Origin of the sequence: Zobellia sp. 1_MG-2023, assembly GCF_030549125.1 — a bacterium.
Taxonomy (GTDB): Bacteria; Bacteroidota; Bacteroidia; order Flavobacteriales; family Flavobacteriaceae; genus Zobellia; species Zobellia russellii.
This window is the reverse complement of sequence record NZ_JAUOSY010000003.1, coordinates 192,001-215,953: the sequence shown is the minus strand read 5'-3', so window position 1 is coordinate 215,953 and position 23,953 is coordinate 192,001. Positions and strand designations below refer to the sequence as shown.

Below are 23,953 nucleotides of genomic sequence, written 5' to 3'. Positions count from 1 at the left end.
TTTAGATTGATGGAAAACTTAAATACAAAAACAGCCCTTATTACAGGAGGTAGCAGGGGATTAGGAAAAGCTACCGCTTTGGCATTAGCTAAGGAAGGGGTAGCCGTTGCCATAACCGGAAGAAACGAAGCAACGCTAAAAATAACCGTAAAAGAAATAGAAGCATTAGGGGTAAAAGCTACCTATGCTGTTTTTGATGTAGGGAATTACGAGGCTGTAAAACGAGGTATAAAAACTATCATGGGCACTATGGAACACATAGATATTCTCATAAACAATGCAGGTATTGCAGGTGTTGGTTCTTTTTTAGACATGCCAGTGAACGACTGGGAACAAATGATACAAACCAATCTAATGGGTACGTATTATGTTACTAAAGAAGTTTTACCCCAAATGGTAGCACGTAGTGAGGGGGATATTGTCAATATTTCTTCTACCGCCGGTCTTAATGGTAATCCAAATGTTTCGGCATATTCGGCATCAAAATTTGCGGTCATCGGTATGTCAGAATCCTTGATGAAAGAAGTGAGAAAGCACAATGTACGTGTAATCACCATGACACCAAGTACTATTGAATCAGATATGACCATTGATCTCGGATTTGCACAAAAAGGGAGCGAAGAGAATATCTTACAACCTCAAGATTTTGCGGAACTCATTGTATCGGGTTTAAAATTACCACGTAGGGCGATGTTAAAATCTGCCGCATTGTGGTCTACAAATCCTTAAAAAGTAAAAAGCTACTCAAAGAGTAGCTTTTTTTAATTTACTATAATTGAAAAATCTTTTCTAAGGCTATCCATTTCTCACCGTTTTTGGCCCAAGGAAGCTCTTGCTGGTATTTCCACATAAGTTGTTCCCATTCCTGTACTGCAGGATTGTTGGCGTCCATCTCAGCTTTCTTTTCAGGGTCAAAAGTTTCATTAACTTCCATAATCATGAACATGCGGTTTCCTGTCAAGAAAATTTGCATATCCACGATACCGGCATCTTTTATACTTTTGGTTATAGCGGGCCTAGCATTACCTTCTGCATGATACTCTTTGTATTCCGCAATAAGCTTTGGGTCATCCTTAAGGTCACATGAATAGCAATATCTGGTAGTTTTCATTATGCTGCAATTTTAGTTTTGGTTACTTTATAGGCGTACATACCGTAGAAAGCTACAAATAGAAGACATATCATTGGTAACAGGAAAGAAAAATGAATTTCGGCAATGTTTCCGGCTATTTTATCACCAAAAACTTCCTGTCCATTTACAGTATCACCAAAGTCCATTATACTGGCTTGTAGCTTTGGTAAAAAGGCACCTCCTACAATAGCCATAATAAGTCCGGATGAGGCCAATTTGGCTTCCTCGCCCATATCTTTAAGTGCAAGTCCATATATTGTTGGGAACATAATAGACATGAATACAGAAACGAAAACCAAGAATACCAAACTAATGATACCGGTAGACATGATAATACCGCCACACATAAGGGCAGCCGCAATACCAAAATAAGCCAACATTTTTGCCGGGTTTATTTTTTTCATCAAAGCAGTTCCTATAAAACGGGTGGTTACAAAAGATACCATAGCGGTTATGTTCCACCAAGTGGCATCAACTCCTAAACTCTGCGATTCGTTAAGATATTCTACCAATTGAAAAATGGCCGTCCAACACATAATCTGTGCTCCTACGTAAAACATCTGTGCAATGACCCCCAATAGAAAGGTCTTACTTTTAAAAATTCTGTCTAAAGATTCTTTAATGGATAAATGGTCTCCCATGACCATTGCCGGAATTTTAGTTTTCCAAATGACAAGAAAAACTAAAGCTACAAAGATACCAACCGCTATGTAGGGGCCGCTAATTACATTAAGATCAAAGGCCTTTATTTCAGCGGCCTTTTCGGTACCTAAAGCGACAATTTCAGAACTGTCTGCATAATCTGCGGAAAGGATTCTATCCAAAACAACAAATTTGGCGATCAGCATACCCGTAAGTGAACCGATTGGGTTAAAAGACTGCGCCAGGTTTAATCGTTGGGTAGCAGTTTCTTTGTCTCCCATGGAAAGAATAAGTGGGTTTGAAGTGGTTTCCAAAAAGCCCAATCCGCAAGTGATGACAAACAATGAAATTAGAAAATACGTGTACGAACCATTTTCTGCTGCAGGATAGAAAAGGATAGCTCCAAGCGCATAAAGGGCCAGACCAAGTAATAATCCGGATTTATAACTAAACTTACGGATAAACAATGCGGCTGGAATTGCCATAACACCATACCCAAAGTAAAATGCGAACTGTACGTTGTAAGCTTCTTCGTTTGAAAGAATCATAACCTTTTTAAAGGCCGCCACCATGGGGTTTGTTAAATCGTTGGCAAAGCCCCATAGTGCAAAAATTGAGGTTGCAGCAATAAAGGGAACGAGCAAATTCTTAGGAACTACGGGTGTTTTGGTGTTCTTTGTCATTGGTATATTTTTAAGTTGGTTGCGTTTAATCTTCGGTAAGTAGTGAACGGTCTAAATGCACATAGCCACCATCTACAAAAATAAACTGACCGGTAGTGTGAGATGACCTGTTTGAGATAGTGAACAAGCAAGTATCCGCTATTTCGTTGGTGCTGGTCATTCTATTTTCTAAAGGAATTTTCTTTACAATAGACTGAAGTTTTTCTTCTCCATTAGGCAGCGTGCGAATCCAAGTATCATACGACGGAGTCCAACTTTCGGCAATTATAATGGCGTTGGAACGAATATCATGTTTTATTAAATCAACCGCCCATTCACGGGTTAGACCAAGAACTCCACCTTTGGAAGCGGCATAACCAGAAGTCCTACCTTGACCGGTAAGGGCTACTTTAGAGCCAATGTTCAGTATGTTTCCTTTAGACGCTATTAATGAAGGCAACGCGTGCTTAACGATAAGAAAATAACTTACCATATTCAGCTTTAACGAATCCATAAACTCTTCGTAAGTGGCATCAAGCCCAACTCCGTCATTTACACCTACGTTATTAATGACAACATCTATACGACCATACTTTTTTACAATGGTAGAAACGGCGTTTTCAATCTGGACGGGATCGGTTACATCAGTTTGACAGAAAATGGCATCTATTCCTTTCTCTTGAATTTTCTCAACATACCCAAAACCTCGGGCATTACGGTCAATTACGGCCGGTATGGCTCCTTCTTCGGCTAAACGCTGCAATATGGTTTCGCCAATACTGCCTTCTTTTCCGGCAGCTCCGCTAATTACAACTACCTTATCCTTTAAATTTAAATCCATTGTTTTATTGTTTTATAAATTGCTCAGAGTATAATTTGAGATGTTTCAGTAATTGAAAACTATCTCATTTTGCCCTGCATAATTTGTTTATAGATTATAGAATGCCTCAGCATTTCCCCCCATGATCATCTCTTGGTCTTGGCTGCTAAGCGTTGCAATAAAATGGGTTACAATGCTTTTTACTTGACCGTAATTTCCAGCTACGAGGCAAACGGGCCAATCAGACCCGAACATGATGCGTTCACTGCCAAAAGACTCTAGAACAAGGTGCATGTACGGTTGTAGTTGTTCTGAAGTCCATAATTTATAATCTGCTTCGGTAATCATCCCGGAGAGTTTACAGTACACGTTTTCCTGTTTTCCTATTTCTTTCATCAAAGCGGCCCATCCGTCGTAAAAACCATCTTTAATGTAGGGTTTGGCTATATGGTCAATAACAAATCTTTGATTAGGAAATTTTTTTACAAACTCTAGAACAGAGCCTAGCTGATGCGGAAAAACCAAAATATCATACGTATGGTCATATTTTTCAAGTTTGGAAATCCCTCTTAAAAAATCTGGTCGTAACAAGAAGTTATGATCGGCTTCACCTTGTACTACGTGTCTCCACCCTTTAAGATTTTTATCGGTACTATATTTTTCCAATACGGAATCAATAGTTTCGGATCTTAGATCTGCCCAACCAACAACACCTTTAATGAAATTATTCTGCTTGGCCAGATCCAATAAAAAATCGGTTTCTACCAGAGTTTGGTCCGCTTGCACGGCTACACAACCATCAATTGAATTCTCTTCGTATACCTTCTTGAGGTCGTTGGGAAGAAAATCTTTCCGAATAGCTGCCATGTTATCATCTATCCAAGAATGTTTAACCGGCTCATAGTGCCAAAAATGCTGGTGACTATCTATTGTCATTTTTCTTTTTTTAGAACTTCAATTATAGTTTATTCAGACAAGCAGCAACTCCTTCTGTTTCAATACCCTCAATATTTCTCGAAACGCTATTTTCTAGTCCGTTAATCTGCGTTAGGTCTTCTCCCCAAATGGAGGCGTTCTTAAGTACATTGTTCGTAAATGTGCTCAAGCTAGAGGGACCATCATCTACTTTTTGCCATTCGGAAGCAAAAAATTGAAGTACTTGTTTGTCATCATTAAGAGCAATAGACTCTCCATTGAATTCCCCTTTATAAAACCGAAGCATAGCCGAAAGACCAAATACAATACGTTTGGGTAATTTGCCTTGCGCATTGTTGTAGTCCTTTAGGGTAGGTAATAGGCGCGCTACAAACTTAGAAGTACTGTTTAAGGATATACTAATGAGTTGATGCTTTAAAAGTGGGTTTCTAAAACGATCAAGTACGTCCGCTACAAATTTGTTTTTTACGTCATCTGGAAAATCCAGTGTTTTTGCAGCTTCCTCTAAAAGAAGACTTTCTACAAAATGGCTTACCTCTTTATTTTCCATGGCTTCTTTTACAAAACGGATGCCCGCCAAATAGCCTACAGGAACCATAGATGTGTGTGCCCCGTTTAAAATGCGCACTTTCATCTCACGGTAGGGGGCAAGGTCGTTTACAAACTCCACATTAAGATCGGTTTGAGCGAACGGAAGTTCTTTTTGAACTGTTTCGTTAGCTTGAATTACCCAGCTATGGTAATACTCGCCTGCAACTAAAAGTTCATCTTTATAACCTAGTTCTTGTCCAATTTCATTTGCCCGGTCAGATGGATATCCCGAAACAATACGGTCTACCAATGTGCTGCAAAAATGATTGGCCGTCAGGATCCAGTTTTTAAAACCTTCTTCTAGCCCCCAATGATCTACGTATTGCAAAACCGTCTGTTGAAGAGCGGTGCCATTGTCCTCTATAAGCTCACAAGGAAGCAGAATACATCCTTTGGAAATATCTGCTTTAAAGTGTTTGTAACGGTGGTAAAGCCATATCGTTAGTTTAGCGGGAAACTCCTTTGGCGGCTCCCCATTAAACTTATCCTCGGCATTAAATTTAATACCTGCTTCCGTAGTGTTGGAGACAATAAAACGTAAGTCTTCGGTTTCGGCCAATTTAAGATAGGTAGCCCATTCATTATAAGAATGAATCACTTGCTGAACCTCTGTAACCAATGTTTTTTCGGCAACGAGTTCTCCGTTTTTTATTCCGTCAAGAACAACGGTAAACAGACCGTCTTGTTCTTTTAGTTCGGCATAATCTCCACCAGCTGTTGGTTTTATTATAGCAATGTCACCGTTAAAATCAGTTTCTTGGTTAAGTACGTGTACCATCCAATCTACAAAGGCACGTAAAAAGTTTCCGCCGCCAAACTGCATTACCTTTAAAGGGCGTTGCACTCTGTTTGGTACGGTTGTATGATTTAAAATCTGCATTAAATAGCTGTTTGTCAAGTTAAAATTTAGTTGAGATATTTAAAGTGATATACCTCTTTTCCAAGGGATAAAGTCTTCCTGGCCCAAACGTACGGCCGCAGGAACAACTTCTCCGCTGGCTACTTTAATAATGTATTCCAATAACTCTTCGCCTTTTGTCTCAATAGTATCCTCTCCCGTAATTACCGTTCCGGTATTAAAGTCTATGATATCTTTCATGCGACTACTAAGCGTATTGTTGCTAGATAGTTTAATGACCGGTGCAATAGGGTTTCCGGTAGGAGTTCCTAAACCTGTTGTAAAACAGATTACGTTACATCCCGATCCGGCAAGACCGGTAGTACTCTCTACATCATTTCCGGGCGTACATAAAAGGTTCAGTCCTTTTTTTCTAACCGGCTCCGTATAATCCAGTACATCGGTTACGGGGCTTGTGCCCCCTTTTTTGGCAGCACCGGCAGATTTCATCGCATCTGTAATAAGTCCGTCTTTTATATTTCCAGGTGATGGATTATTCTCAAATCCAGACCCAACAGAAACTGCCTTGTCTGAATAGGCGCGCATAAGTTTTGCGAATTTGGTTGCATTTTCTTCAGTTTCGCAACGGTTGATGAGTTCTTGCTCAACACCGTTAAGCTCAGGAAATTCCGAAAGTACCGTAGTGGCACCCAGCGCCACTAATAAATCCGATGCGTAGCCCAATGATGGATTTGCGGATATTCCGGAGAAACCATCTGAACCACCACATTCCAAACCTAGAACGAGTTTGGTAAGTGGTGCTGGTTTTCTTTCTATTTTATTGGCTTCAATGAGCCCCACAAAGGTCTTTTTAACCGCCTCTTCAATAAATTGACGCTCTCCGGAACTCTTTTGTTGTTCAAGTATGTAAAGTGGCTTGTTAAAATTAGGGTCAAGCTTGGCTATGGCCGCTTCCAATAATTTGAACTGAGCATTTTGGCAACCCAAACTAAGAATAGTAGCACCTGCCGTATTTGGGTGGGTAATGTAACCTGCCAAAAGATTACAAAGGGTTTCCGAATCTTGGCGAATACCACCGCAACCGCCGTCATGGTTCAGGAACTTAATACCGTCCACATTCGGGAAAGTGCGGTTTTGTTTGATTTCTTCGGGGGTTTTAATAATATCCGAAGATAAAAGTTCATCATCGGAAGCACCATTTTTATAGTGATTGACAAGTACTTCAGTATCTACTACAAAATCCGTTGTGGTATGGTAGCCCAAGGATTTTAAAAGAGCGGATTTCATTACGTCTACGTTTCTGTTCTCACAGAAAACCAAAGGAATTACCAACCAATGATTGGCCGTGCCAACTTTACCATCCGTTCTATGGTATCCATTAAAAGTTACGTCTTTCCATTTAGTTACGTCAGGTGCGGTCCAGCTCAACTTCTCTTGACCAACGGCATACTCGGAAGATGCATGTACTACATTTTCGGTAGTAATGGTCTCTCCCTTGGCAATTAGTTTAGTGGCCTTGCCCACTAATGAACCGTACATAATAATAGGGTCCCCAACATTTAGCTGGGTAGTAGTGAATTTATGTTTTGCCTTTACGTTCAGGATTACCTGAAAGCTGTCATTGTTATGAACAATATCAGAACCTTTAGGAATATCGGTAAGGGCTGCCAGAACGTTATCTTCTGGATGAATTTGCAAAAATTGCTTGGACATAGTGTTCTTTACTTTTGTCTGTGCTTAATGGTTTGGTTGGTGAACGTCTATTCAAAATCAACAGTAGCCTTGATAACTCCGTTAGCTGGGTCTAACCAGCCATCAAAGTTGGCAATCATTTCTGTATAAGGGACATTATGGGTAATGAAGGAGTCTATTGGAAACTCGCCTTTTTCCAAAACGGAAATAACATGTTCAAAATCTTCCAAAGTAGCATTTCTACTACACATAATAGTTGTTTCCTTGGCATGGATCTTAGGGTGCGTAAATACCAGTTCTCCTTTAGAAAGGCCAACTAAAACGTATCTTCCACCATGTGACATATAATCCGGGCCTGCTTCAAGAGCTCCTTTGTGACCCGTAGCATCAAAAACCGCAGTAGCTAAATCACCATTGGTAATTTCAGATACTTGTTCTACAGCGTCTTTTCCTCCTAAAACCACATAATCAACACCAATGTCGTTTTTAGCATAGTCCAAACGTTGTTGGTTCATGTCTATGGCAATTACTTTTGCCCCGGCAATTTGTGCCAATTTCATGATACCTATACCAATAGGGCCACAACCTACTACCACAATGGTTTCACCAGGTTGAACATTGGCGCGGCGTATAGCGTGTGCTCCAATAGCCAGCGGTTCAACCACGGCCATTTGGTCATCTGTTAATTGTTGTGCAGGTATAAGCAAGTTGGTAGGAACCGTAATTTTTTCTTGCATGCCACCATCTGTATGAACCCCTAGTACCTTAATGTTGGTACAACAATTGGTTTTACCGTTTCTACAGGCAATACATGTACCACAACTTACATAAGGCATAACCACAACATTGTCTCCCGCTTTAATACCTTGAGGATTCTCATCTATTTCTACAACTTGAGTAGCTAGTTCATGACCAAGGATTCTTGGATAGGTGAAAAAGGCTTGATTACCAGCATAGGCATGTAAGTCCGTTCCGCAGATACCCACTTTTTTAACTTTTAATATAGCTTCACCGGCTTTTCTTGTTGGTTCATTTTTCTCTTTAAGAATGAACTCTCCCGGCTTCTCGCATACAATATATTTCATGTGTTTAATTTGTTTTTGGTCACATTTATATGAAAACAAGTTACTTCTCTTAATACTATCCAGTTTTTGAAATCTACACCTATTGCAATTGGTGTACTACTGAAAAAGAGCGCACCGTTATGGTGCGCTCCTAAATTAAAAAAACTAACTCAACTAACTTCTTTATTAAGGTGCTATAACGATATTTCAAGCACGTGTGCAAAATCTCCGGATTTACTTCCAAGATTGGAAATTGAAAGCGCATCGTCTTTCACATCAAAGGAAATTTTAGCATCACTACCCAGTAATTTTACACTTTTGATATTTAGGTCTTTACCATATTCACTGGCTTTACCTAAAGACTTAATATCTACTTTATTTCCTTCTGGCCATTCCATCATGATGGCATACAACTTATCGCCTTTTTTGGTGAAACGAATATCTTGGCCTGTAAAGTCTTTGTTCTGACCTTCGCTATGGTGACCTTTTTTAACTTCGGTAGGACCTTCGCCAAATGTGCTCCAGTACTCCGTGTCATAAATAGCTTCGCCATTAACTTTTAACCAATCGCCTATTTGAAACAATATTTCTTTTTGGTCTTCTGGGATGGTACCATCCGCTTTTGGTCCTACATTAAGTAATAGGTTTCCGTTTTTAGAAACAATATCAACTAAATCGTCAACAAGACTATTTGCTGTGCGCGACTCCCAATTGGTTACGTAGCACCAAGAATTCTTTCCTATGGACGTATCTGTCTGCCAAGGTAATTTTCTAATACTAGGAAGCTTACCACGTTCCAAATCATAGATTACGGTACCTTCTGGAAAAGCTTCATGGTCAAAGTTCTTATCGTTGATAACTACTTCTTTACCCCATTCAATACCTTTATTGTAGTAATAAGCGGCAATTTTAGGACGGTATTCTTTGTAATCTGGGATATCCAAATAGAAATCGAACCAAAGAATGTCCGGTTGATAATTATCGATTAGATCCACGGTTCTGTCCCACCACATTTTTTTGAACTCTTCTGATACAGGCTCGGTAAGGTCTTTTCCTTTTGGAGAGTATAAGTCCGCGTATTGCGGGTCTGTCGTGTCAAACTTGTCCTTTTTATTGTAGAAAGACCAGTTGAAAGCATAGTGCGAAGACGCTCCCATAATCATACCTTGCTCACGACCTTCTTTAAAAAGTTCACCTAACACATCACGTTTAGGGCCCATGTCTACTGAATTCCATCGGGTTGTGTTGGATTTGTACATGGCAAAACCATCATGGTGGTCCGCTACAGGAATCACATATTTAGCACCGGATTTCTTAAAAATATCTATCCACTCCTTAGCATCGAATTTTTCGGCTTTGAACATGGGTATAAAATCCTTATAACCAAATTCCTTTTGGTCACCATATGTTTTCTTATGATGAAGGTAAGTTGCGTTAGGTCCTTTTTTACCAAGGTTTAACTGGGCACTGAATGTGGCCGTGTCCATATACATTTGGCGTGGGTACCATTCCGATCCGTAAGCGGGTACGGCATAAGCCCCCCAGTGAATGAATATTCCAAATTTACTATCATTGAACCATTCCGGGTCTTTATAGTTTTTCTTAATGGACTCCCAGTTGGCTTCGTATACAGCCGCAGTTTCTTGGGTTGCTGGTTCTTCTTTCTTCTTCTCTGTTTTTGAACCACATGAAGCAAGAACAGCTCCGGTCAATATAAGTGTGAATATTTTATTCATTAAAAATAATTTATAAGGTTGGTTAGTGATGTGCGACACAGGCGCTTCTAATGAGTTGCTAAATTGCAATTTAATAGCGCAAACGAAAGAGCGAATTGTTCAAATAACTATAACAAATGGTTAAATATTTGCTTTGTAGTGTTTTTGATGAGTTTCTAAAGTGCAGTAATTTAAGGTTTTGCGTATTTTCTTTGGTAAGACAGTGGTGAAGAACCCATGAATTTTTTGAATTGCCGGTGGAAAAAAGGCAAGCTCTCATAACCACATGCAAAGGCTATTTGGGAGACGGAATCATGAGTGTCCAAGAGCATTCTAGCAGAAATATTGATGCGGTATTCGTTTAAGAAAGTAAAGAACGGACGCCCCATCATTTTAGTAAAGAATCTGGAAAAAGACTGTTCGGACATGTTCACTAGATCGGCCAGTTCTTTCAAGTAAATTTTGCGGCTGTAGTTTGCACTAACAAAATCGTGAACTTGTGCCATACGATTACCATATTCAGAAGGGAGGTCTTCTGTAAAACTGGCACTGGATAACGTCTTGTAACCACAACTGGATAGCTTTACTAGAATTGTGAGCAGTTCTATATATAGGTCATGCGCTTCTAGTTCCGGGCATTTTTTTAAACGGGATAGGAGTGGGGCTGTATCCTTAGTATTGAACAATAGGCCTTTGGAGGAAGTCCTTAACATTTGGAATAGCGAGGCCAATTCCGGAACTTTAGGAAATACACCTAAATTCCATTGGATGACTATAGATTTGGACAACCCTTTTTGTTCTGTGTTGTTCTTCCAGCAATGGGGAAGATTGGACCGCAATAAAACCAGTTCACCAGGCTCATAGGGTCCAACGTAATCACCCACAAACTTTGTACCTACGCTTTCTTCTATATAGGTAAGCTCGTGTTGAGGGTGAAAATGCCAAGGCGTATCAAAATCTTTTTTAGAATGATAAAAACTGGTAATGGTACGCTTATCATCTAAATGTATGGGCTCTAAAATAGGTTCCATATCGCTAAGGATAAATAGGGTTCTGGGATTTGGTGATGTTGTTTATTTTGTTTCAAATTACGTAAAATTTAATGGATTGATACAGAATAAGGTACTTATTTGCTAAAAAAGGCAATTATTAGTCTTAAAGAAATAATCAAATTTGTAGCTCCACAAAATGTCGATACTTAAATTAATGTCGTTGATATGAAGAAAAGTGAATTTCCTGACCCATTTGAAAGCAAAAGAGAATCAAAGGGTTATGGAGAGATGGATGATCAAAATGACCCGGTAACCATGCTTTTACGTCATAAGGATGTTCGTAAAACTGCACATAACTATAAAACATTTCAATCCGGTGCCGTGCCTGGGCGGATCGTTGTGCCTTCGGAAGTCAATATTCGTGAAACCCGCCAAATACCTTTTGAGGTAGATCCACCGGTTCATGGTATTTACAGAGCTTTGGTAGAACCTTGGTTTAAAAGGCCTTTGCAACCGGAATATCAAGAGAGGTTAGCGGAACAAATTAAAAGTTTAGTAGATGACGTGCTCCAAGAAGATTCAGTTGAAGTGGTAACCGAGTTTGCGTTAAAACTACAGTCACGGGCACTAACCTTACTTTTAAATACACCTTATTCTGAGTCTGAAACTTGGATTTCTTGGGGAACCCATGTCTTTAGGAGTGAAGGTGAGGCATTAGATGGCGATAAAGCAAATATTCTGTATGATTATATAGATGCCGAAATAGAACGTGCCAGTAAGAACCCTACGGGAGATATGTATTCTATACTTCTTGATTCTGAGTTTGAAGGTCGAAAGTTAACTAAAGAAGAAGTAAAGGGCGTAATGGTGTTAACTTTTGCGGGCGGTAGGGACACGGTTATAAATGCCGTTACCAACGCCATTGCTTATTTGGCCGAACATCCGGAGTCTTTAAAGCGTTTACGTAATGAGCCGGAAATTACAGGAAAGACCGTTGAGGAAATGATTCGTTATTTTTCTCCACTTACCCATATGGGGCGTGTAGTTACGGAAGATACTTTTGTGTGCGAACATGCGGCAAAAGCAGACACCAGGGTGTCATTATGTTGGGCCTCTGCCAACAGGGATGCTAATGTGTTCGAGAACCCTCATGAAATTGTAATGGACCGTAAAATCAATCCGCATGTAGGCTTCGGTTTTAGTCACCATAACTGTTTAGGGGCAACACATGCCCGTCAGATAATGAAAACTTTGCTTATGACATTAGCGGAAAAAGTGGCTTCCTTCGAAATATTTGATTGCAAGGAGAATATAGAAGACTTGCATCACTTTAAACGTAAAGTAGGTTTCCACAGTATTCATATGAAATTCAACCCTTTAACAAAATAACAACCATGGCAAAAATCACATTTATAACCAACGACGAAGAAACAATAACATTAGAAGGTACATCCGGTTCTGTAATGGCTTTGGCCGTAGATAATGGAGTTCCGGGTATTGATGGCGATTGTGGGGGTGTTTGCTCTTGTGCCACTTGCCACGTTCATGTAGCTCCTGAGGATATGGAGAAAACAGGGAGCGCAAGCGAAATAGAAACCGATATGCTTGAGCTTGATGATAATGCAGATGAATATAGCCGTTTGTGTTGCCAAATAGATATTACGGATGCTATTGATGGAGTAGTATTGAAAGTAGCCAAATAAAATGTCAGGAAATAATACTAACGACCAAAGCTGTGTTGTAATTGGTGCCAGTCATGCAGGTGTAAACTTTGCGTTTGCTTTACGTCGCGAAGGTTGGCAGGGTTCAATTACCATGATAGATATTGACCCTACCTTACCTTACCATAGGCCGCCATTATCAAAAGCATATTTAACCAGTGAGGACGGTATTGAGAAAAACCTTCTTAAGTCCGAAGAAAGTTATAAAAAAGAGAATGTTGAACTTAGGCTTGGGGTTTGGGTAGATGCCATAGACCGCAAAAACAAAACTGTTAATCTAGCCGATGGCAGTGCATTACCCTATGATAAATTAGTGTTAGCTACGGGAGCGCGGCCCATTATGCCGCCGATACCGGGGTTAAATACTGCTCAGAACCTCTTTCCGCTTAGGTCAGCGGCCGATGTGGCCAATATTAGGAATACAGTAGTTGCGAATAAGGCACTTAAAGTGGTTATTATTGGTGGGGGGTATATAGGACTTGAGACTGCTGCGTCGCTCAAAAAGTTGGGTGCAGATGTTACGGTTTTGGAACGGGAGTCACGAATTCTCGCCCGAGTTACAGCTCCTGAAATGTCCGCTTTTTTTCAGAAACTTCACGCTGATAATGATGTTGCGGTGCTGACAGAAAAGAACGTAATTTCTATAGAAAACAATCAGAATAAAAACACGGTGATCTGTTCGGACGGGACTAGTTATGAGGCCGATATGATTATTGTGGGTGTTGGTATTCACGTAAACAAGGAATTAGCCGAAAAGGCTGGTTTGACTATTGAGAACGGTATTCGCGTAAATGAAAGGGCGCAGACCAATGATGCATCTATTTATGCTATAGGTGATTGTACGTTTCACCATAATTTACACTACAACAGATATATCCGGTTGGAGTCTGTGCAAAATGCTGTTGACCAAGCTAAAATTGCTGCGGCTGCCATTGCCGGTAAAGAATGTTGTTATAATGCTATACCTTGGTTTTGGTCCGATCAATATGATGTAAAACTACAAATGGTAGGTCTTTCCGAAGGTTATGATCAGGTAGTTGTACGTGAGGAAGTAGATAAGAAAAACTGTTTTTCCGTATGGTATTTTAAAGGGGATACACTTTTGTCCGTAGATGCGGTAAACAATGCAAAAGCCTATGTGTACGGTACAAAGTTTATAAAAGGCGGAGAGAAAATCGATAAAGAAAAATTAAGCGATCCAAAAGCGGAGTTTAAACCGGCCAACCTTATAGCTCAATAACAATATATTAAAGTATACTACATGTCCATTCAATCAAAAAGTGCAGTTGCCAAAGGAGACGGCACCTTTGTTATTACCAATGTAACCCTTGCCGAACCAAAGGCAGACGAGCTGCTTATAAAAATAAAGGCCGCCGGTCTTTGTCATACGGACTATGATTCCCTTACGTGGGGAAAGCCAATTGTAATGGGCCATGAGGGTGCAGGAACTATAGAAAAAATAGGCTCAGGAATAAAAGGTTTAAAAGTAGGGGACCAAGTTCTTTTGAACTGGGCCACACCTTGTTTGAGCTGCTTTCAATGTCAAGAGGGCAATCAGCATATATGTGAAAACAATTCTCCGGTAGTGGCCGGTGGAAACGGTCATACTCCTGGTCATGCCCATCTAGACGGTAGCCAATGGGAGGGAAAACCTATTGAACGGTCTTTTAATTTGGGTACTCTTAGTGAGTATGCTTTGGTCAAAGAATCTGCTGTGGTAAAAATAGAAGAGGAAAATTTGAATTTCTCTGCGGCAAGTATTATCAGTTGTGGGGTAATGACCGGCTACGGTTCGGTAGTAAACTCTGCAAATTTAGCAGCAGGAAGCTCGGCCGTAATATTAGGTTGTGGTGGAGTTGGGCTTAATGTAATCAATGCCTGTGAAATCTCTGGAGCCGGTAGAATTATAGCGGTAGATATCAATCCGAATAAACTAGAGCTTGCCAAACAGTTTGGTGCTACGGATGTTATTTTGGCGGATAAAGAAGATTTAGGATTGGTCAATGTTGCAGAGCAGGTAAAAACCATGCTTGGTGGTCGTGGGGCCGATTATGCTTTTGAGTGTACTGCCATTCCAGCTTTGGGAGCAGCACCCTTGGCAATGGTTCGTAATGCCGGAACGGCCGTTCAGGTTAGTGGTATAGAAGAAGATATCACCATTGATATGCGTCTTTTTGAATGGGATAAAATATACATTAATCCGCTTTATGGAAAATGTAGGCCTCAAATAGACTTTCCAAAATTAGTCCGACTTTATAAGAAGGGCGACTTGAAATTGGATGAAATGATTACGAAAGAATATAAACTAGATGATTTGCAACAAGCCCTAGACGATATGTTGGCGGGTAAAAATGCAAAAGGAGTAATAGTTTTCGATTAGAAAAACATGTTTAGAACCACCGAAATTTCAGATGCTGCTTACGAGAGAGGAAACCTTAGGTTTATTACCGTTAAGACTAACAAATTAAAGGGAAGAGGGGATATTTGTGTGTTTGTGCCACCAATGGCAGACCTAGAAAATCTACCACTTGTAATTTTGTTACACGGAGTTTATGGCAGTGCTTGGGTATGGTCTCAAAAGGCGGGAGTCCATATTTCGGCCCTTGAGATGATGCAAAAAGGAGAGATTCCGCCTATGGTGATAGCTATGCCCTCAGACGGACTTTGGGGAGATGGTTCCGGTTATCTTCCGCATAATCAAAAAGATTTTGAAAGTTGGATTGTAGATGATGTGCCTAACGCTGTTATCGAGAATATTGCATCCGTTAGTGAAAAATCGGAATTGTTCATTTCCGGGCTTTCCATGGGAGGCTTTGGAGCCTTGCGTTTAGGGGTAAAATACGCCAATAGATTTAAGGCCATTTCAGGGCATTCGTCCATTACGGATGTTGAGCAAATGAACCTTTTTGTAGAAGAGCCGTTGGAGAATTACTATCAAGAAAATACCAAGGAAAACTCTGTGTGGGGACAGATAGACCAGAACCGTGATAGGCTGCCAAAATTACGATTTGATTGTGGCACCGAAGACCAACTTATAGGGTTCAATCGCGAGTTGCACCAGCAATTGAAAGAGAACCATATACCCCACGTCTACGAAGAATTTGAAGGAGCCCATGAATGGGTGTATTGGAGTGAACATGTTAGGGATACGTTACGTTTTTTTGCATTACACTGTAAATAGTGAATAAAGAACGATTTAAAGGATTTATATAAATAATTGATTTATAATTTAAAAACCACGGGTAATGCAAATAGTAAAAGATTTGGCTAATCGTCACGAATTGATTTCAGACCTTTTTAAGCAACCAAGAACGCCCGAGGAATGGGAACAGTATAGGCTTAGTGATGAACAAGTAGCACATTTTCACGAGTATGGCTATGTTTCGGGAATAAAATTGTTAGATGATACCCAGATTGAGGTGTTGAGAAAGGAACTGGAGGAAATCCGTGACCCCAAACACCCTGCACACGGACTTTTTTATGAGTTTCACGGAAACCAATCTACGGATCCCAATACGGTGCTTTTTCATTCTTTAGGACACTGGCGGATTACAGAAGGTTTTCATGATTTGTTATGGAACCCAGCTTTTACGATGGCCGCAAGTCAATTACTTGGTAATAGTAATGTCAGGTTTTGGCATGATCAGTTGTTCTGTAAACCATCAAACCATGGTGGCGTAGTAGCGTGGCACCAAGATTATTCTTTTTGGGTCAGAACCGTGCCTATGCAACATTTAACATGTTGGACAGGCCTTGATGATGCCACCACCGAAAATGGCTGTCTTTACTATGTGCCCAAAAGTCATAAATGGGGACTTTTGCAAAAGCCGGAACTTGCAGGAAAAATGGAAGGTCTTATGGAATTTATGACCGATGAGCAAAAAGCAAATTTTAACCCTGTGCCCATTGAGCTCAAAAAAGGATATGCTTCTTTCCATCACCCTTTAATGATTCATGGTTCCTACGAGAACAAGTCCAATTTTAGCAGAAGAGCTTTTGTTTTGAATGTGTTCGCAGATGGCACCGTTAGTGATACCGATGGGGAAATGCTCAGGGGGACACCCATTAAGGTGCCTAAAGGAGAAAAAATGGATGGAAAATTCTTCCCTCTTCTTTTCGATAAAAAATAGAGTTCTGATAAAACTGCCCCTATTAATGGGGCAGTTTTATTTTATGAATTGTTAATTCAGGTTTAAATTACTTTTTCCACTATGTTGAAATTGTAGATGTCAAAAATTGACAATACTATTATTTAGTATCTTTCCTCTTGTAAAAGATTTCACCATAAAATTTTCAGAAAGATATGAAGCATTTTCTCTGCTCTGTTCTCGCAGTAACCGGTATGGTTCTGACAAGTTGCAAGAACAATGAAAGGAAAGTTGAAGAAACAGCCATTAAGCCCAATGTATTGTTCATTTTAGCAGATGATTACGGGTATCATGACTTGAGTGTTTCAGAAAGTAAATTCTACGAAACTCCCAACATTGATAGAATTGCCAACGAGGGGATGAATTTCACCAATGGCTATGCAACTAGTAGGGTTTGTAGCCCGTCCAGAGCCAGTATTATGCTGGGGACTTTTACTGCCAGACATGGTATTACCGATTGGATTGGAGCCAAAACAGGAACGGATTGGCGCAAGGCCGGTCGCTTTAATAGATTGCTTCCTCCTGAATACGAACATAATCTGCCGGCGGAGGCTATAACTTTACCCGAAGCTATGAAAGCGGCTGGGTACAAGACTTTCTTTGCTGGAAAATGGCATTTAGGAGAAAAGGGTTCGTGGCCGGAAGACCATGGTTTTGATATCAATAAAGGCGGATGGGATGTAGGTAGTCCCAATGGAGGTTATTTTGCACCTTTTATCAACCCAAATTTGGAGCATCATAAAGATGGCGAGAACTTAACCATGCGTTTAGCGGAGGAAACCGTAAACTTTTTTAAAGAGAACAACCCAGCGGAAACAGGTCAGCCAGTTTTTGCCTATCTCTCTTTTTACGCCGTTCATGGTCCTATACAGACCACCAAGGAGAAATGGGCAAAGTATCAGAAAAAAGCAGTGGAAAACGGTATAGCCGATACAGGATACAAAATGGCAAAATTCCTTCCAATACGCCAAGTACAGGATAATCCTATTTATGCAGGCTTGGTAGAGACTATGGATGATGCCGTGGGGAGAGTTTTACAAACGTTGGATTCTTTAGGCTTAGATAAAAATACAATGGTAGTCTTTACTTCTGATAACGGAGGAGTTTCCGCTGGAGATGCGTTTTCAACATCAAACCTACCGCTAAGAGGAGGAAAGGGGTATCAGTTTGAAGGAGGTATTCGTGAGCCGTATTTCATTAAAGCTCCATGGTTATTGAAAAGTGGCGCATCTTCTTCCGAACCTGTTACCGGAGCAGATTTTTACCCCACCATTTTGGATATTGCCGGAGTTGATTTAAAACCGAAACAACATATAGATGGAAAAAGTTTATTACCAATTCTTAAAGGTGAGAGCATAGGGGAGCGGCCTTTATTCTGGCATTACCCACATTACGGTAATCAGGGAGGAGAACCGTCTTCGGTGATAAGAAAAGGCGATTGGAAGTTGATTCACTATTATGAAGATGATAGAGAAGAGCTTTACAATTTAAAGGATGATATAGAAGAGTTGACTGATGTTGTTAAAGACCATCCGGATTTGCAAAAACAGTTAAGCGAACAACTGTTTACCTATCTAGACGAAGTTGGAGCTCGTTATCCGTCAAAAGACCCTGAGTATAGTGTGGAAAAGGAAAATACCTATCTCAAGAAAATAGTAGACAAAAAATTGCCATCACTAGAACAACAAAGACTGGAATTTCTCTCTCCGGATTTTGACCCAAAAAATGATTGGTGGGGTAGTAAAGTTACCAATGATTAAAATGAAACCGGTCTGAGGTTTAAACGTTTTAAAATAAGCGAGTTAGGAAAAGGAGGCGATTTTCGCCTCCTTTTTTTGTTTTCCTTTGAATTATGATGGGAATATAGAAGTAAAGAATATTGGAGAGGATGTTTTTCTTGTTTAACTTATATCTAAATGTAAGGAATGGTAATTTGTGATGTTTATATAGGCAATTGCTACTCGTTTCGTCCGTTCTGCGTTAGATTTCGTAATAAGACAATTGCTATTTCAATTTATGAGATGTTGAGTTTATGTTTAGCTAAATATGTTTAATCCCCTGATATTTTTTATCAAAATACCAAGAAGAGTGTTAAATTGCGGGTATAATATTTTGTAATGAAGAAAGCGAAAGTAGAGATAAAATCAACTTATAATGTCCCCAATTTAGAAAGAGGTTTGTCTATTATAGAATTGTTGGCTACCCGCACCAAGGGGTTGACCCTTGCGGAAATTATAGAAGCACTTTCCATTACAAAGTCCAGTGCTTTTCGTATCGTAAGCACTTTGATTTTTAAAAATTATCTTCAGAAAAACGAAACAACCAAGAAAATTACACTCTCTAGAAAAATGCTCACCCTGGGAATATCTTCCATGAACGAGCAGAGTATAGTAGAGCAGTCCATAGACGTAATGCGTGCGCTTCGCGATGAGTTAAAAGAATCGGTAATGCTGGGCGTGCTTTTAGGGGCTACGGGTACTATCTTGGAACAAGTACCATCTTCGCATCCCGTAAAACTTTTTGTAGAACCGGGCACCCAATTTGATTTACATAGTTCCGTAGGAGGCAAATGTATTCTGGCCAATGTTTCTGGAGAAGAGGCAGATGAAGCCTTAAGGGGAAAAACGTTAAGAAAATATACCGAAAACACTATTACTTCTAAAAAGGAATATAAAACCGTTCTTAAAGAGGTTAAGGCCAAGGGTTTTGCTGTGGATAACAGTGAAGACATACAGGGAATAAACTGTGTAGGCGCTCCCATTTTTAATGAACACGGTTACCCAGTTGCCGCACTATGGATTACAGCTCCTTACGGACGTCTCCCGGCATCGGAATTTGAGGCCAAGGGCAAAATCGTTAAGCGATATGCATTAGAGATTTCCACAAAATTGGGATATCTAACCCATTGATTATCATAATTAGTTTTCTTAAATAGTCCTAAGGTATAGATCTTTAGGGTAATATTCTGTACTTTTTTCTTGTTATTTTTTGTAGTGTTTTTCAACGCTAATGGTCTCGTATGCAAGAATTTGATGTTTTTTAGGGGGTTTGTGAAGGAAATCTTAAAAAAATAGCACTCAAATATATGGATATGTCAAATTTTTATATATTTTTGATTCAAATATGAAACTAGTTTCTTATTTGAATCAAAAACAACACCACATGGAAGCAACTATTTTAAATGAAAAGAATGCTCCTAGTACTATTGAAAATGGTGAGGGAGTGTTCGAAAATGGAGAACTACGCATAAAAGTTGATTTTATAGACGATTGTGGAGCCGATGTACCTGTATATAACGGAGTATTCAATAAGGGTTTGAATATGCCGGCAATAATATTAGGTGCATTAAACTCATTAGGTGTAAAGTTAAAAGTTTTGGAAACGGAGATTGGAGAAGGCTCAACTAAGCGGTTGCGTGTATTTAAGGAGAAGTCCGAGAAAAAGAACGCGGTTAAGGATATTAGCGCTCAGAAAACTTTCTTAGAAAAAAAGGAGGCGGAGGTTTCGTCTTTAAGTGTGCGTGATAGGGAATTCTTGAACAGAATTACACTTTTTATGGAAGAGAATATGTCCGATGATACCTATTGGGTAGATGACCTTTCTTTTGATATGAATACAAGTAGGTCTACGTTTTTTAGAAAATTAAAAAAACTTACAGGTCATGCTCCTAAAGATTATATGAAGAATATAAGGCTTTTAAGGGCTGGTGAGTTGTTGGAAAAAGGGCAATTGCGCATTGCAGAGGTAAGCTATCAAGTAGGGTTTAGTGACCCCAATTATTTTAGTAAGTGTTTCAGAAGATTTTATGGTACTTCACCTTCTGATTATAGCATGTTAAGCAGTGCCAGTTAGTAAAGAAATAGGTATATTTAATTATAGATCAAGTAACCGATAATCATGAACAAATACTCACATTTTTTAATTCTTGCTGCGGTGCTAGTTTCGGCCTGCAACTCTCCCAAAACATCTAATGAAATGAAATCTACCACAGATTGTGATGATAAGGTAACTTTTACCGCAGAACAAATAGACCATCTTGGTATAACGGACACAAACCATTTAAGTGCAGCATCAAAAAGAGCTTTAAAGTGGCCAACGGATTTGGGTAATGAATGGTTCATTCAGTTTGGTCCACTTCAACCTTTAAAAGGGGATTTGGCTTATGAAGAGGGTGTTGTTCGTCGTGATCCAAGTGCTATTATTAAAGAAGACGGCAAGTATTACGTTTGGTATACGAAAAGTACGGGTCCAACCCAAGGTTTTGGTGGTGATATTGAGACAGAAAAAGTGTTTCCTTGGGACCGTTGCGATATTTGGTATGCAACTTCTGAAGATGGGTGGACGTGGAAAGAAGAAGGTCCTGCAGTTACTAGAGGTGAAAAGGGCGCTTATGATGACCGTTCTGTCTTTACGGTAGAGATTATGAAATGGGAAGATAAATATTACCTCTGCTATCAAACGGTAAAATCCCCATATAATGTTCGGGTAAAGAATCAAGTAGGCCTGGCTTGGGCAGATTCGCCAAACGGACCATGGACCAAAAGCGAAGAGCCTATTTTGAGCCCTGCGGATAATGGAATTTGGAAAGGTGAGGAGCAAAACCGCCATTTAGTTGAGAAAAAGGGAGATTTTGATAGTCATAAAGTTCATGATCCTTGTATTCTACCGTATAAAGGAAAATTCTATTTGTACTACAAAGGAGAGCAAATGGGTGAGGAAATTACTTTTGGTGGAAGACAAATTCGTCATGGGGTGGCAATAGCGGATAATCCTAAAGGGCCGTATGTAAAATCACCTTATAACCCGATCAGTAATAGTGGTCATGAAATCTGTGTATGGCCTTATAATGGCGGTATAGCATCTTTGATAACTACGGACGGTCCGGAAAAAAACACCCTTCAATGGGCACCGGACGGCATCAATTTTGAAATTAAATCTGTAATTCCGGGAGTTAATGCACATGCCATTGGTTTGAATAGGACGGCAGATGTTGAAAAAGAACCTACGGAAATTTTACGATGGGGTTTAACACACGTTTATAATAATAGTGATTATCAAAGTATAATGCGGTTTTCTTCAGAGAGAAAAACGTCTCACACAGCAAAAGGCGAATCTAAATAATAGAGAATATAGTTAATGAAAGCAACAGTTTATAAAGGAAACAAAACGTTTTCTGTAGTAGAAAAGGAGATTGAAGAACCTGTAAAAGGTGATGTTAGGATCAAAGTGGCTTACTCAGGGGTTTGTGGTACGGATGTGCACATCTATCATGGTATGATGGATAAAAGGGTTTCCATGCCTCAGACCATTGGTCATGAGATGTCCGGCGTTATTGATGCTGTGGGAGAAGGAGTAGAAGGTTTTGAAGTGGGGGACAAGGTAGTTGTTCGTCCTTTGGATGATCGTAAGGTTAAGGCTTCTGATAAAGGATTCAATCATATTTGTGAAGAATTAAAATTCATTGGTATTGATAGTCCGGGTTCTATGCAACAATATTGGAATGTACCTTCATTTGTACTTCATAAACTAAAAGCGGAAACCGATTTAAAATTGGCCGCATTAATAGAGCCATTATCGGTTGCTACGCATGATGTTCGTAGAAGTGGATTGGTTGCAGGGGAAACTGCAGTTGTTCTGGGTGGCGGACCAATAGGTCTTTTGGTGGCTATGGTGGCCAAAGATGTAGGGGCAAATGTTATTATTTCGGAAGTAAACGAAAAACGTATTGCCAAAGCTGAGTCTATGGGGTTACATGCCGTAAATCCTATGAAAGTGGATTTGGTTGAATATGTTAAGGAGCAAACCGATAATCGCCGTGCAGATGTGGTTTTTGAAGTTGCAGGTGTACAGCCCGCTTTGGATATTATGTGCGAGGTAGCCGGTATTCGTGGTAGAATATTGATGGTAGCTATTCACGGAGAGAAGAAGCCAGTGGACCTTTTCAAATTTTTCTGGAAAGAGCTTAGTTTGATTGGAGCCCGAGTTTACGAGAAAGAAGATTACGAGAAATCCATTCAGCTTATTACGGAGAATAAACTTCCTTTTGAAGATATGATAACGGACGTACAGCCGCTGACCAATATTCAACAAGTTTTTGAGAACATAGATAATAATCCTGACGGTATGAAAGTACTAATGGACTGTCAACAATAATTAAGAGAATCAACGCATAAGAAAATGAGCATATTGAATCAATTTAGCCTAAAAGGTAAAACAGCTTTAGTAACAGGTTGTAAAAGAGGTATTGGTAAAGCTATGGCCGTAGCATTGGCAGAAGCCGGAGCAGATATTATTGGTGTGAGTGCTTCTTTGGAGAAGCATGGAAGCATGGTAGAGCAAGAAGTAGAAGCTACCGGAAGAAAATTTAAGGCCTATACGTGCGATTTCAGTAATAGGGAATCATTGTACGAGTTTATAAAAGAGGTGAAAAATGATTTCCCTAAAATTGATATTCTGGTCAACAACGCAGGTACTATTCTTCGTGCCCCTGCAGTTGAGCATTCTGATGAATACTGGGATAAGGTTATTGAAATCAACCAAACTGCACAATTCGTTTTAACCCGTGAAATAGGTAAGGAAATGGTAGCTCGCGGTGAAGGCAAGATTATTTTTACAGCTTCATTGCTAACGTTCCAAGGCGGTATTACAGTACCGGGCTATGCCGCTAGTAAAGGGGCAATTGGCCAAATGACCATGGCTTTCGCCAATGAATGGGCAGGTAAAGGTGTTAATGTAAATGCTATAGCGCCGGGTTACATCAGTACGGATAATACTGAGGCACTAAGAAATGATCCGGATAGGTCTGCATCTATCTTGTCTAGAATACCAGCAGGTAGATGGGGCAAGCCAGAAGATTTTGCAGGACCTATAGTCTTTTTAAGTTCAGATGCTGCAGCTTATATGAGCGGTGTTACCATGTTGGTAGACGGCGGTTGGATGGGTAGATAATCAACTCAAGAAGAAGAAAAGATCCAATAAT

At 39.9% G+C, this 23,953-nt stretch carries 22 protein-coding genes; 13 read left to right on the top strand and 9 right to left on the bottom strand.

Going from position 1 to position 23,953, the window contains the following annotated elements:
• Positions 1 to 9: 9 nt before the first annotated feature.
• Positions 10 to 729 carry a 3-ketoacyl-ACP reductase gene (locus tag Q4597_RS08305; RefSeq protein ID WP_303405776.1) on the top strand — a complete coding sequence of 240 codons (720 nt, stop codon included), beginning with the start codon at positions 10 to 12 and terminating at the stop codon, positions 727 to 729.
• Positions 730 to 769: 40 nt separating this feature from the next.
• On the opposite strand, the gene Q4597_RS08300 is transcribed toward Q4597_RS08305, so the two are convergent.
• From Q4597_RS08300 to Q4597_RS08260, 9 genes are all read right to left on the bottom strand, one after another.
• The gene (locus Q4597_RS08300; RefSeq protein WP_215439207.1) at positions 770 to 1,111 is read right to left on the bottom strand and encodes an L-rhamnose mutarotase; all 342 of its coding nucleotides are present in this window, start codon (positions 1,109 to 1,111) and stop codon (positions 770 to 772) included.
• Positions 1,111 to 2,457 carry an L-fucose:H+ symporter permease gene (gene fucP, locus Q4597_RS08295; RefSeq protein WP_303405774.1) on the bottom strand — a complete coding sequence of 449 codons (1,347 nt, stop codon included), beginning with the start codon at positions 2,455 to 2,457 and terminating at the stop codon, positions 1,111 to 1,113. Before fucP ends, Q4597_RS08300 begins: the two co-directional genes overlap by 1 nt.
• Positions 2,458 to 2,482: 25 nt before the next feature.
• Complete coding sequence (locus Q4597_RS08290) at positions 2,483 to 3,277, bottom strand: SDR family oxidoreductase (protein WP_215439211.1); 795 nt, start codon at positions 3,275 to 3,277, stop codon at positions 2,483 to 2,485.
• Positions 3,278 to 3,364: 87 nt separating this feature from the next.
• Positions 3,365 to 4,192 (bottom strand): amidohydrolase, encoded by an 828-nt coding sequence (locus tag Q4597_RS08285; protein WP_303405771.1) that lies wholly within the window; start codon positions 4,190 to 4,192, stop codon positions 3,365 to 3,367.
• Positions 4,193 to 4,214: 22 nt separating this feature from the next.
• Positions 4,215 to 5,663: a tagaturonate reductase gene (locus Q4597_RS08280; protein WP_303405770.1), complete on the bottom strand. Its 1,449-nt coding sequence runs from the start codon at positions 5,661 to 5,663 to the stop codon at positions 4,215 to 4,217.
• Positions 5,664 to 5,702: 39 nt separating this feature from the next.
• Positions 5,703 to 7,355 (bottom strand): UxaA family hydrolase, encoded by a 1,653-nt coding sequence (locus tag Q4597_RS08275; protein WP_303405768.1) that lies wholly within the window; start codon positions 7,353 to 7,355, stop codon positions 5,703 to 5,705.
• Positions 7,356 to 7,402: 47 nt separating this feature from the next.
• Positions 7,403 to 8,419 carry a zinc-binding alcohol dehydrogenase family protein gene (locus Q4597_RS08270; RefSeq protein ID WP_303405767.1) on the bottom strand — a complete coding sequence of 339 codons (1,017 nt, stop codon included), beginning with the start codon at positions 8,417 to 8,419 and terminating at the stop codon, positions 7,403 to 7,405.
• A gap of 173 nt (positions 8,420 to 8,592) precedes the next feature.
• A complete protein-coding gene (locus tag Q4597_RS08265) occupies positions 8,593 to 10,134 on the bottom strand; it encodes an alpha-L-fucosidase (protein ID WP_303405766.1) in 1,542 nt (513 codons plus the stop codon).
• 170 nt (positions 10,135 to 10,304) lie between these two features.
• Complete coding sequence (locus Q4597_RS08260; RefSeq protein ID WP_303405765.1) at positions 10,305 to 11,144, bottom strand: AraC family transcriptional regulator; 840 nt, start codon at positions 11,142 to 11,144, stop codon at positions 10,305 to 10,307.
• Positions 11,145 to 11,330: 186 nt separating this feature from the next.
• Here Q4597_RS08260 and Q4597_RS08255 point away from each other — a divergent pair, with 186 nt between their 5' ends.
• From Q4597_RS08255 to Q4597_RS08200, 12 genes are all read left to right on the top strand, one after another.
• A complete protein-coding gene (locus Q4597_RS08255) occupies positions 11,331 to 12,494 on the top strand; it encodes a cytochrome P450 (RefSeq protein WP_303405764.1) in 1,164 nt (387 codons plus the stop codon).
• Positions 12,495 to 12,499: 5 nt separating this feature from the next.
• Complete coding sequence (locus Q4597_RS08250) at positions 12,500 to 12,808, top strand: 2Fe-2S iron-sulfur cluster-binding protein (RefSeq protein ID WP_194527603.1); 309 nt, start codon at positions 12,500 to 12,502, stop codon at positions 12,806 to 12,808.
• 1 nt (position 12,809) lies between these two features.
• The gene (locus Q4597_RS08245; RefSeq protein ID WP_303405762.1) at positions 12,810 to 14,066 is read left to right on the top strand and encodes an NAD(P)/FAD-dependent oxidoreductase; all 1,257 of its coding nucleotides are present in this window, start codon (positions 12,810 to 12,812) and stop codon (positions 14,064 to 14,066) included.
• 21 nt (positions 14,067 to 14,087) lie between these two features.
• A complete protein-coding gene (locus Q4597_RS08240) occupies positions 14,088 to 15,206 on the top strand; it encodes a Zn-dependent alcohol dehydrogenase (protein WP_303405760.1) in 1,119 nt (372 codons plus the stop codon).
• A 6-nt stretch (positions 15,207 to 15,212) separates the two neighbouring features.
• Positions 15,213 to 16,007, top strand: coding sequence for an alpha/beta hydrolase family protein (locus Q4597_RS08235; RefSeq protein WP_303405758.1), 795 nt, complete (start codon positions 15,213 to 15,215; stop codon positions 16,005 to 16,007).
• 64 nt (positions 16,008 to 16,071) lie between these two features.
• Positions 16,072 to 16,956 (top strand): phytanoyl-CoA dioxygenase family protein, encoded by an 885-nt coding sequence (locus tag Q4597_RS08230; RefSeq protein WP_215439235.1) that lies wholly within the window; start codon positions 16,072 to 16,074, stop codon positions 16,954 to 16,956.
• A gap of 173 nt (positions 16,957 to 17,129) precedes the next feature.
• Entirely contained in the window at positions 17,130 to 18,734 is a 1,605-nt protein-coding gene (locus tag Q4597_RS08225) for a sulfatase (RefSeq protein ID WP_303405757.1), read from the top strand.
• 357 nt (positions 18,735 to 19,091) lie between these two features.
• Entirely contained in the window at positions 19,092 to 19,883 is a 792-nt protein-coding gene (locus tag Q4597_RS08220; protein ID WP_303405756.1) for an IclR family transcriptional regulator, read from the top strand.
• 253 nt (positions 19,884 to 20,136) lie between these two features.
• Positions 20,137 to 20,826, top strand: coding sequence for an AraC family transcriptional regulator (locus Q4597_RS08215; RefSeq protein ID WP_289040084.1), 690 nt, complete (start codon positions 20,137 to 20,139; stop codon positions 20,824 to 20,826).
• A gap of 45 nt (positions 20,827 to 20,871) precedes the next feature.
• Positions 20,872 to 22,095, top strand: coding sequence for a family 43 glycosylhydrolase (locus Q4597_RS08210; RefSeq protein ID WP_215439252.1), 1,224 nt, complete (start codon positions 20,872 to 20,874; stop codon positions 22,093 to 22,095).
• Between the two features lie 15 nt (positions 22,096 to 22,110).
• Positions 22,111 to 23,127 (top strand): zinc-binding dehydrogenase, encoded by a 1,017-nt coding sequence (locus tag Q4597_RS08205; RefSeq protein ID WP_215439254.1) that lies wholly within the window; start codon positions 22,111 to 22,113, stop codon positions 23,125 to 23,127.
• 30 nt (positions 23,128 to 23,157) lie between these two features.
• Positions 23,158 to 23,922 carry an SDR family NAD(P)-dependent oxidoreductase gene (locus Q4597_RS08200; RefSeq protein WP_215914840.1) on the top strand — a complete coding sequence of 255 codons (765 nt, stop codon included), beginning with the start codon at positions 23,158 to 23,160 and terminating at the stop codon, positions 23,920 to 23,922.
• The last annotated feature ends 31 nt before the right edge of the window (positions 23,923 to 23,953 follow it).